At 73.7% G+C, this 9029-nt stretch carries 7 protein-coding genes; all 7 read left to right on the top strand.

Annotated elements, in window-relative coordinates:
- Positions 1-6 precede the first annotated feature (6 nt).
- Entirely contained in the window at positions 7-1230 is a 1224-nt protein-coding gene (locus G6038_RS23350) for a dihydrolipoamide acetyltransferase family protein (protein ID WP_165040164.1), read from the top strand.
- Positions 1231-1239: 9 nt separating this feature from the next.
- Entirely contained in the window at positions 1240-1518 is a 279-nt protein-coding gene (locus tag G6038_RS23355) for a phosphopantetheine-binding protein (protein WP_165040166.1), read from the top strand.
- An 85-nt stretch (positions 1519-1603) separates the two neighbouring features.
- Entirely contained in the window at positions 1604-2377 is a 774-nt protein-coding gene (locus G6038_RS23360; RefSeq protein WP_165040168.1) for a GAF and ANTAR domain-containing protein, read from the top strand.
- A gap of 167 nt (positions 2378-2544) precedes the next feature.
- Positions 2545-2985, top strand: a complete 441-nt coding sequence (locus tag G6038_RS23365) for a DUF4383 domain-containing protein (protein ID WP_037200930.1) — start codon at positions 2545-2547, stop codon at positions 2983-2985.
- Between the two features lie 408 nt (positions 2986-3393).
- Entirely contained in the window at positions 3394-5181 is a 1788-nt protein-coding gene (locus tag G6038_RS23370; RefSeq protein WP_165040169.1) for an ABC transporter ATP-binding protein/permease, read from the top strand.
- 177 nt (positions 5182-5358) lie between these two features.
- On the top strand, positions 5359-8598 hold the full coding sequence (locus G6038_RS23375) for a cation-translocating P-type ATPase (RefSeq protein WP_240918688.1): 3240 nt from the start codon (positions 5359-5361) through the stop codon (positions 8596-8598).
- 138 nt (positions 8599-8736) lie between these two features.
- Positions 8737-9029: hypothetical protein (locus tag G6038_RS23380; protein WP_165040172.1), on the top strand; the 293-nt coding region annotated here is incomplete at its 3' end.

The raw sequence follows: 9029 nt of genomic DNA on the forward strand, positions 1-9029 counted from the left end.
GGCGACGTGTTCGAGTTCACCCTGCCGTCCCTCGGCGCCGACATGGACGAGGGCACCCTGACCGAATGGCGCGTCGGGCCCGGCGACACGGTCGAGCGCGGCCAGGTGATCGCCTCGGTGGACACCGCCAAGGCCGAGGTGGAGGTCGAGATCTGGCGGGACGGGGTCGTTCACCGGTTGCTCGCGGAACCGGGCATCACCCTGCCGGTCGGCGCGGTGATGGCAACCCTGCTCGAGCCCGGCGAGGACGCTCCGCCCGTCGCCGAGGCACCGGCGGCCGCGGCCCCGGTGGTGGCTCCCGTCGCCGCGGCCGGCGGCGCCGCCCCCGTCACCGAGGCGCCGCCGGCGCCGGCTCCGCCCGCCCCGGCTGCTCCGGCCGCGCGGCGGCGGGTCTCGCCGGCCGCCCGCCGGCAGGCCCGGCAGCTGGGCGTGGACCTCGACACCGTGACCGGCACCGGGCCCTGGGAGTCGGTGACGATCGAGGACGTCGATCGGGCGGCGGCTCGTGCCGGGGCCGCGCCGCCGCCCGCCGCCGCGGCGGCACCGACCAGGGCTCCGATCGACAAGGCCGCCGAGATGCGCCGCGCCATCGCGTCCGCGATGGGGCGTTCCAAGCGGGAGATTCCGCACTACTACCTGTCGGAACAGATCCCGCTCGCCCGTGCCCTCGACTGGCTCACGGAGTACAACGCGCAACGCCCGGTCACCGAGCGCGTCCTGCTTGCCGCGCTGCTGCTCAAGGCGGTCGCCCTGGCCACCCGCCGGTACCCCGAAATGAGCGGATTCTGGACCGACGGCGAGTTCCACCCGGCCCCGGCCGCGCACGTGGGGGTGGCGGTCTCCCTGCGCCAGGGCGGGCTGATCGCCCCGGCGATCCACGACGTCGCCGACCTCGCCCTGCCCGAGCTCATGGCGGCCCTCGCCGACCTCGTCAAGCGCGCCCGGGCGGGCTCGCTGCGCAGCTCGGAGATGTCCGACCCCACCGTCACCGTGACCAACCTGGGGGAGGAAAGCGTGGACTCGGTGTACGGGGTGATCTACCCGCCGCAGGTCGCACTGGTCGGCTTCGGCAAGCCGGCCCGGCGTCCGTGGGTCGACGGCGACGCGGTACGACCCGTCCCGGTGGTCACCGCGACCCTCGCCGCGGACCACCGGGTCAGCGACGGCCGGCGCGGCGCCCTGTTCCTGGCCGAGATCGCCGAACTGCTCCAGCACCCGGAACGACTGTGAGGTGAGATCGTGACCACCGACGAGACCAATACCGGCGGGACCGCCCGGGCCGACATCCGCGCCGCCGTCGTCGCCGCGATCGCCGACGTCGCACCCGAGATCGAGGACATCGAACTGGCGGGGGACCGGCCGCTGCGCCAGCAGGTCGACCTCGACTCGATGGACTGGCTGAACGTGCTGATCGGACTTCGTTCGTCGCTCGGGGTGGACATCCCCGAGGCGGACTACGCGCACCTGAGCACCCTCGACGGCCTGGTCGGATACCTGGCGCAGCGCCTCGGGCGGTGAGGCCGCACGGGATGGTCCGGGAACTGGATCCGGCCGTTCTCACCGGGTGCATTCTGTGAGAAGAACGACCGACGAGGATGCAGTCGTGGACGGGGACATGGCCGGGAACGACCCACTGTGTGGACGAGTCGGGGAGATCGCCGTGGCGCTGCGCCGGCTGTCGGACGCGCTCGACGAGGGCGACGAGTTGCCCGAGCTGCTGCGGCTGCTCGTCGGCAATGCCGTGAAGATCGTGCCCGATACCGGCATGGCGGGGGTGACGGTCCTGCGGGGCGGCCGCCCCACGACGGAGGCCTGCAGCAATCCGCTGCTCTACGAACTCGACCACGCCCAGTACCTCGCCGGCGCCGGGCCGGGCCTCGACGCCGTGCGGACCGGCCGGGTGGTGCGCGCGGACCGCGCCGAGATGCGGCGCCGCTGGCCGGCGTTCGCCGAGCGCGCGGAACGGTTCGGGACGGCGAGTGCGCTGGCCGCGCCGCTGCGGATCGACAACGCGACGGCCGGATCGTTCAACCTCTACAGCGAGCACGACCACGGGTTCGATTCTCTGGACGAGACCCTGGTGGAGGTGTTCACGACGGCCGTGGAGACCGCACTGCGGCAGGCCCGTCGCTGTGCCCGGGCCCGGGCGGAGATCACGCAACTCGATCGGGCCCTGCGTTCGCGTCCGACCATCGACCACGCCGTCGGGATCGTCATGGCCGCCCGCGGCCTGAGCGCCGAGGAGGCCTTCGCCGTGCTGGTGCGCCAGTCCCAGCACGAGAACGTCAAGCTGCGCGACGTCGCTGCCCGACTGGTCGCCCAGCTCACCCCGCCGGAGCCGACCCGCGGCCGGGTCGATGACCCGGGGGACCGGTGACCGGTCCGGCGGGAGCACGCACGGCCGTCGCTGTCCCGCGAAAATCCTCGCGGGCAAGGTTTCACGAGCGCCCAGGGAGGTATCTCTCCGACAGCCGCAGCCTCTCCGGCTCCGGTCACCTGTTCGAACGAAAGGAGCCGGCCATGGCCGAGCACGCAGGACGAACTATGACCCGGACACCGGTGCAGACAGCCGCCCTCGCTGTCGGTGTGGTGTTCCTCCTCGTCGGCATTCTCGGGTTCGTGCCCGGAATCACGACCAACTACGACACCATGACATTCGCCGGACACGAGTCCGGGGCGCTGCTGCTCGGGATCTTCGAGGTCTCCATCCTCCACAACATCGTGCATCTGCTCTTCGGTGTGGCAGGTGTCGCGATGGCCCGCACGGTCGGTGCCGCTCGGTCCTACCTCATCGGCGGCGGCATCATCTACCTGGTGCTGTGGCTCTACGGACTGGTGATCGACAAGGACAGCTCGGCGAACTTCGTGCCGGTCAACTCCGCCGACGACTGGCTGCACTTCGTGCTCGGGGCGGCCATGATCGCCCTCGGCTTCCTGCTCACCCGCCGGACCACGACGCACCGCACCGTGCCCGGCACCCGCTGACAGTCACCCACCGACCCGTCGCCGGTCCTCGCCGCCAGGGCGAGGACCGGCGACGTGCGTGTGCCGCCGCGGATCGTTCCGTCCTGCGGGCACGGTCCGGTCGGGGCTCGACCGCACGGCGAGCCCCGACCGAGCCGTGATCACCTCCGCGGCCCGCTCCTGCGACGCTGGACCACCACGTAGACCACCACTCCGACGAGAATGAGAATGCCCAGAACCTCCATGCCCGTCGGATACCCGCCGAGCCCGTGACGAAGCAGCCGTCCGGTGCCCGGCCCGGGCGGCCCGGCCTCCGCAACCGGGACAGCCCCACGATCGGTGGCGGAATCGGCGTCGCGCACCCCGGGGTGGGGTCCACAATCTCTCGCATGGAGCGCGCGATCGCGCGGGAGACGGGAGCGGCGACGGATGGAATGGGGAAGTGTGCTCGTCGACAGCGTCTGGTGGACGCTGAAGGCGTACGTGATCACAACGGTGGTGTTCGTCGTCGTGGTGGCGCTGCTCGCGCGAACGACCCACTGGGGACGGCAGTGGTGGCGCATCGCGTGGCCCTACTTCGATCCCCGTCGTGGCCTGGGCCCGCTCGGGCTCGTGGCCCTGGTTCTGCTGTTCACCGTCTTCGCGGTGCGGATGAACGTGCTGTTCTCGTACTGGTACAACGACTTCTACACCGCGATCCAGGACCTCGACGAGGCCGCGTTCTGGCGGTTCATGCGGGTCTTCGCCGTGCTCGCCACCATTCACGTGGCGCGCAGCCTGATCGCCTACCTGCTCGGCCAGACCCTCGACATCCACTGGCGCACCCAGCTGAACAACCGGCTCGTCGACACCTGGCTCGACACCGGTGCGTTCTACCGGGACCGGTTCGTGGACAAGCCGGTGGACAACCCCGACCAGCGCATCCAGGTCGACGTCACCGATTTCGTCACCACCACCCGCGTCCTGTCGATGGGGGCGGTCACCGCGGTGCTCTCCATCGTCAGCTTCACCGGCATCCTGTGGGACCTGTCGGGCCCGATCACCGTGTTCGGCACCGAGATCCCGCGCGGAATGGTGTTCCTGGTCTACATCTACGTGCTGGTCACCACCGCGGTGGCGTTCTGGATCGGCCGGCCGCTGATCCGGCTGAACTTCCTCAACGAGAAACTCGGCGCCACCTACCGCTACGCCCTGGTCCGCGTCCGCGAGTACGGCGAGAACATCGCCTTCTACCGCGGCGAGAACGTCGAGCGGGGCGGCCTGCTGGGCCGATTCGCCGCGGTGATCCGCAACTGGTGGCGCATCGTGTTCCGGATCCTGAAGTTCGACGGTTTCAACCTGACCGTCAACCAGATCGCGGTGATTTTCCCGTTCCTCATCCAGGGGCCGCGGCTGTTCGCCGGTCAGATCACGCTCGGTGACGTGATGCAGACCGGCAACGCCTTCGGTCAGGTCCACGAATCGCTGTCCTTCTTCCGCGAGTCCTACGACGACTTCGCCGCGTTCCGGGCGACCACCATCCGTCTCAACGGCCTGCTCGACGCCACCGACCAGTCCGCGAAGCTGCCCGTCCTCGTCGCGACCGAGCAGGGCGACACCCTCGACCTGCGCGGTCTCGACGTGCGGACCCCGGCCGGCCGGCCGCTCGTGACCGGCCTCGACATCCACGTGTCCCCCGGCGAGGCGCTGCTCGTCCGCGGCGCCTCCGGCAGCGGCAAGACGACGCTGCTGCGTTCCCTCGCCGGGCTCTGGCCGTACGCCCACGGGCGGATCGCGCGCCCGGACGGCGACGCGCTGTTCCTGTCCCAGGACCCGTATGTGCCGCTCGGGACGCTGCGCGAAGCGCTGTCGTATCCCCGTCCGCCCGTGCGGGACGACGCCGAACTCGGCGAGGTGCTCGAACGCGTGCACCTCGGGCACCTGAAGGAACGCCTCGACGACGACACCGACTGGGCGCGCGTGCTGTCCCCCGGGGAGCAGCAGCGCCTCGGCTTCGCGCGGGTGCTGCTGGCCCGGCCGCGGACCGTGTTCCTCGACGAGGCCACCGCTGCCGTCGACGAGGGACTCGAGCACGCGCTCTATCGCACCGTGCGCGAGGCGCTGCCGGACAGCGTCGTCGTCAGCGTCGGGCACCGCAGCACTCTCGACAGCTTCCACGACCGGGTGCTCGAACTGCAGGGGGAGGGACGCTGGACGGTCACCGAGAGCGTCCGGTGACCTCCACACGAGGTCACCGGACGAATCACCCCGAGACGTGTCCACCGATCGCCGGCGGACCTACGCTGAAAGCTCGGTGACCTCGATGCCGGCGACGGCCGGCGCGCATGCCCGAGCGTCGGCACCCGGTGTCCGGTCCCGAGCCGGGATACTCGCGCGGCAGCCGAGGAGGACACCATGCACCACAGCACTTCCTACCGGCGGCGTCCGCGCGGTCCGGTCTCGACCCTCGTGTCCCTTTCCGGATCCGCCCTGCGGGCCGGCGTGCGGGCGGCCGCCGCCGGTGCCGGCGTCGCCCTCGACGCCGCGATCGTCGGCACCGCCACGGCGGCCGGCGTCGGGGCGGCGTTGCTGCGCGCCCCCGTCACCGCGGCCGCGGCCCCGGCCCCCGCGGCGCTCGTCCACCTCGTCGCGGACGTCGCCCGGGAGGCGGGCGGCGGCCGCCCCGCCCGGCGCTGCGCAGCGAACGGTGCCCGGACCTGGATCGAGGTCCGCGGCCTCGACGGTCCGGACGGGGAGGCGCTCGGCGACCGGGTGCTCGCCGCGATCCGGGCCACACCGGGCGTGGTCACAGCCGACCTGCACCGCCCCTGGTGCCGTCTCGTGGTGTCCACGGACCCGCACGGACCGACGGTCGACACGCTGCGGCGCCTCGTCGAGCACGCCGAAGGGGAGTGCGCCGCAACCGCACCCCGCGGTGTTCCGCACGAGCTGCCGGGCGACGACGTCCTGCTCGTCCGGCGGGGCGTGTCCGCGGCGACCGCCGGCACCGGACTGGCGCTGACCGCGGCGGGGCGCTACCTGCGTCTGCCGCGCCTGCCCGGCGGCGCAGCCGCTCCGGTGCTCGTGTCGGACTATCACCCGCGGATCCGCACTCTCGTCGAGTCCGCGCTGGGCGCGGGCAGGGCGGACCTGCTGCTGGCCGCGGGGACCTCCGTGCTGCACACCCTGACCCTCTCTCCTGCCTCGTCCGCCGTCGAGGCCGCCACCCGGACCGTCCTCGTGGGCGAGACACTGGCGATGCGGCGCGCCTGGCGCGACTTCGAACCGGACCTCGCCCCCCACGCGGCTGCGGCCCGCTGCTCGCGCCGGCCGGACCGGCCCACCGAACCCCCGGCCGGTCCGATCGAGCGCTACACCGACCGTGCCGGCTGGGCCGGCCTCGCCGGCGCGGCGGCGGCCGGGCTCCTGACCGGCAGACCCACCACCGCCGGTTCCGCGGCGCTCGTCGCCGTCCCCAAGGCCTCCCGCACCGCGCGGGAATCCTTCGCCGCCACCCTCGCGCGCGGGCTCGCCGCCCGCGGCGTGCTGCCCCTGCGACCGGCCGTGCTGCGCCGGCTCGACCGGGTCGACGCGATCGTCGTCGACCCCCGCGCCCTGTACACCGCCGGGCTCGCGGTGACGCGCCTGTGCGGCGTGCCCGACCGCGACCGCAGTGCGGTGTGGGACCGGGCGCGGACGGCGGTCGAACGCGGCGTCCTGACCCCCGGCTGGCATCCCGTCTCCGCCGTGCCGGACGTGCCCGGGCACCTCCCCGCCGACGCGCGGGTGCTGATCGGTCCCGTCCACGACCGCTACGCGTCCGCCGTGCTCGCCGCCGCCCGGCGTGCCGGAATCGCCGTGGTCTCCGTCGAGGACGAGGGGGCGGGCTCCCTGCGGAACGGATTCGATCGCCTCGAACCCCTCGTCGAGTCGATGGACGCGGCACTGCTCGGCATCGTCGAGAGGTTGCAGCGCGGCGGCGGCACCGTCGTGGTCCTCACCGCCGAGGCGGCGCAGGCCCTCGCCCTGGCCGACGTGGGCATCGGTGTCCTCCGCGACGGCGGCCGGCCGCCCTGGCCGGCGGACCTGATGGTTCGCGACCTCACCGGCGCCTGGCGGATCCTGCACGCGCTCCCGGCCGCCCGGACGGCGAGCCGGCGCGGCGTGGAGATCGCCCGCGACGCCTCCGCCCTCGGAGCGCTGCTCATGCTGCCCGGGGTGCCGGGCACCGGTCCGGAATCGGTCACCGCCGGCGCCGCGGCCGGGCTGTGGGCCGGAACGTCGGCGGCCCGCACCGCCCTCGCCGCGCCGCTGCCGCCACCGCGTTCGACCCACGACTGGCATGCGCTGTCGGTGGACGAGGTGTGCGCGCTCCTTCCCGCCCCGTCGCCGGACGAGTTGTTCTGGCCCGCAGCGGTTTCCGGCTGGCGGGTGCGGACCCGCGCGCGGGCGGTGCGGGCCGGGCGGCGGGTCGGCACCCGCCCGGTCGGCTCCGCCGTCGACTTCACCCGTGCGATGCGCACCGAACTGTCCGACCCGCTGACCCCCGTCCTCGCCACGGGCTCCGCGGCGAGTGCGGTGCTCGGCGTCGCCGTCCGGCTCGTCACCGGCGACCATCCGGTGACCGCCGTCGCGATCGCCGGCGAACTGGGCCTGTCCGTCACGGCCGACCAGGTGCACAGCGGTGCCGAATGGGACGGGCTCTCCCACACCGAACGGGAACGCGCCGTGGAGGAGCGCCTCGTCTTCGCACGGATGTCCTCCGAGCACAAGGTGCAGATCGTGCAGACCCTCGAGCACGCCGGACACGTGTGCGCCATGGTCGGTGACGGCGCCAACGACGCCGCCGCGATCCGGGCCGCGAGCGTCGGCATCGGTGTGGCCTCCCGCGGCAGCGACCCCGCGCGCGGCGCGGCCGACGTCGTGCTGCTCGAGGGCCGCGTCGCGGGTCTGCTCGACGCGCTCGACGAGGGCCGCGTGCTGTGGCAGCGGGTCCAGGCCGCCGTGTCGGTCCTGCTCGGCGGCAACGCGGGTGAGGTCGCCTTCGCGCTGCTCGGCAGCCTGATCACCGGCCGCTCCCCGCTCAATGCCCGCCAGCTGCTGCTGGTGAACATGCTCACCGACGCGCTGCCCGCAGCGGCCCTCGCCGTCAGCACCCCCCGCATCGACGGCTCCCGCCTCGCGCACCGGCCCGACGAGTCCGTGCTGCTGCACGCCGTGGCCGCCCGCGGCGCCACGACCGCGGCCGCGGCCACCGCGGCGTGGGCGATGGCCAGGGTCACGGGCTCGAACCCGCGCGCGTCGACCGTGGCCCTCGTCGGCGCCCAGCTCGGGCAGACACTGCTCGAGTCGCGCAGCCCCCTCGTCGTCGCCACCGTCCTCGGATCGCTCGCCGCCATGGCCGCGCTGATCAGCACGCCGGGGGTCAGCGGGCTGCTGGGCTGCGTGCCGGTCGGTCCGGTCGGCTGGACCCAGGCACTCGGGTGCGCTGCGGCGGCCACCGTGGTCGCCGCCGTCGCACCGACCGTCGCGCTCCGGCTGCCGGCGATCGGTGAGGTGGTGACATCGGTGCTCGAGCCCCGGGATGCCGGTGGCGCCTCCGGGAATCCGGCGACGCCGACCCCTCGGTTCTCGCCGACATCGGGACTACAGTAGGGGCGAGTCCGACCGCCACGGCCGCCGTGCCCGGAACGACGGCTCCTCGAGGCGCCGAGCTCGCCGCAGACCCCACGCGCCACCGTCCCGCCGAGACCGCGCGCACGCTGGCGACCCAAAGCAGAGCAAGGACTTGCCATGCAGCTCCTGGACACCACCGGCCACCTGGTCACCCGCACCGCGTACGCCACCACCAGTGCCGCCGGAGCCGTCGGTGGCGCCGCCGTCGGCGGGCTCGTCGGCAGCGTGCGCGGCGCGCTCGACGGCGCCCGCTCCGGCGTGAGCAGCGGCTCCGACTCCGCCCCGGCAGCCGCGCTGACCCTCGCCGCGCTCGGGCTCACCGGGCTCGTGGAATGGCCCGTCGTCGTCGCCCTCGGCGGAGGCGCGCTCGCCGTCCGGCTCCTCAATCCCCGCCCCGGCCCGGTGCGTCC

This window comes from Rhodococcus sp. 14C212 (assembly GCF_011058195.1).
In the GTDB taxonomy this organism is placed as follows: domain Bacteria; phylum Actinomycetota; class Actinomycetes; order Mycobacteriales; family Mycobacteriaceae; genus Rhodococcus; species Rhodococcus aetherivorans.

Coding starts and splice junctions, on each gene's coding strand:
- G6038_RS23370 (WP_165040169.1), top strand. CDS start 3,394: ATGGAATGGGGAAGTGTGCTCGTCGACAGCGTCTGGTGGACGCTGAAG.
- G6038_RS23375 (WP_240918688.1), top strand. CDS start 5,359: ATGCACCACAGCACTTCCTACCGGCGGCGTCCGCGCGGTCCGGTCTCG.
- G6038_RS23365 (WP_037200930.1), top strand. CDS start 2,545: ATGACCCGGACACCGGTGCAGACAGCCGCCCTCGCTGTCGGTGTGGTG.